This is a genomic window from Planosporangium spinosum (assembly GCF_049999945.1).
Taxonomy (GTDB): Bacteria; Actinomycetota; Actinomycetes; order Mycobacteriales; family Micromonosporaceae; genus Planosporangium; species Planosporangium spinosum.
The window spans coordinates 1-1,542 of the sequence record NZ_JBLYUB010000074.1 but is presented as its reverse complement, the minus strand read 5'-3'; the positions used below and the strand labels follow the sequence as shown (position 1 = coordinate 1,542).

At 64.3% G+C, this 1,542-nt stretch carries 2 protein-coding genes; both read left to right on the top strand.

Annotation, left to right across the window (positions count from 1 at the left end):
• Positions 1–429: 429 nt before the first annotated feature.
• Positions 430–828 (top strand): hypothetical protein, encoded by a 399-nt coding sequence (locus ACNTMW_RS34260; protein ID WP_426638223.1) that lies wholly within the window; start codon positions 430–432, stop codon positions 826–828.
• A gap of 273 nt (positions 829–1,101) precedes the next feature.
• A complete protein-coding gene (locus tag ACNTMW_RS34255) occupies positions 1,102–1,248 on the top strand; it encodes an integrase core domain-containing protein (protein ID WP_426638224.1) in 147 nt (48 codons plus the stop codon).
• The last annotated feature ends 294 nt before the right edge of the window (positions 1,249–1,542 follow it).

Sequence of the window (1,542 nt, the reverse complement as noted above, 5' to 3'; positions counted from 1 at the left end):
GCGACTACGAGCGCCTACCTGCTCACCACGCCGCCATGGTCCACTGGGCGATGATCATCGTGATGACCAGACGCCTGGCACGCCATCACCCAACTACCGCCACGGCATGAGATCCCAGACAGGCACTGAGTCCTGCTCGAAGTAGGGTCCAGAGCCGCCCCAGTGGCTGCATGCCGACTCCGGCATCAGAATCAGCGGCCCGCCGGCCGACGAGATCCACTTGTCTTCCACGTGCGCCACCCTCCGACGAGATGATCAGGAGAGCGTAGGCGGCCAGCTCTCGATCTGACATCCACTGCTGACATCAACCGAGTCGGACATTGGGGGACGACCGCGAACAGGGGAGAAGGTCGGCCTGGACGTGGAGAACCTCGGCAGACACTGCGGACCACGTCAGAAGAGCCTTACAAGCGGAGGGTCGCGCTCGTCATGACCGGGATCAAGCGGCGGTATGAGCTAGTGATCCCGCCGGACCCAACTGAGCGTGTCGCGACTGCCGAGGAGTTGGCCGCTCTGCGTCGCGTGTTCGACCTGACCGGTGTGCCCGCTGGAGATGAACTGCGACGACAGCTTCAGGGGCTGAAGGTACGGACTGGATGCGCGTGCGGGTGTGCCACCGTGGACCTTGTTCCACCGGTGGACGTGCCTGCGTCATCCGTAACGGTCCAGGAGATCCGAGCGAACGTGTTAGGCGAGGGCCAAGCGTTCGTCGGCTTCCTGCTCGTGTTCCTCAAAGCCGGCCGCCTGGACCGGCTGGAGTTCGCTACGGTTGCCGAGGACCCGATCACTGTCGTCCCCGCTCCAGAGTCGCTGGAGTTCGCCGAGTAGCCACATGGCGGACGGCGTGGCCCTCAGTACAGAAGCGAGGTACAGCAGCCGCCCCCGCCCAACCCGACCGCGAACGACCATGAGGAACCGGGTGACCTCGTACGGGACGCCACCGGGCTACGCTGCCCGGAGTTCGCATCGAGGGGATCCGTTGGCACCATGATGATGTGGTGACCTCACCAGTTGATCCAGAGATCCGGGAAGCGGCGCAGGCATTCCTCTGGGGCGACCTGTCGGTCGTTGACCTCACGTACGCCTTCCGGACGGTGACGGATAAGTTGGTGCAGGCGCGACCGCTCCAGGGTCGAGGACTGGCGCATCGCGTACAACTCCTACAGGCCCCACGGCTCGCTGGACTGGCTGACCCCCGACGCCTTCCACGAGCAGTGGATCACCAACCGGCAACCACCGCTCTCATAGCCGGTGGACCACAAACCGGGGTCCAGTCACTTCCCCTTTCGCCGGTAGGTGGTCCTGTGAAGAGGAAGAACCGGTCGTAGCTCTCCAGTCCGAGCTCGCCGCGTACCGCCATCGCCGCCCATAGCAGCCCGGACCCCATCGCCCGAGCATCGAGCGCTGGCACTGGTTCTGAGGTGTACTAAGGATCTTGGACACGTCCTCCGACCTGAGAGGATGAGTCCATGCCCGAGCAGCGTCGCCGGTACAGTCCACAGTTCAAAGCCGAGGCCGTGCAGATGGTGATCGAGACCGGCA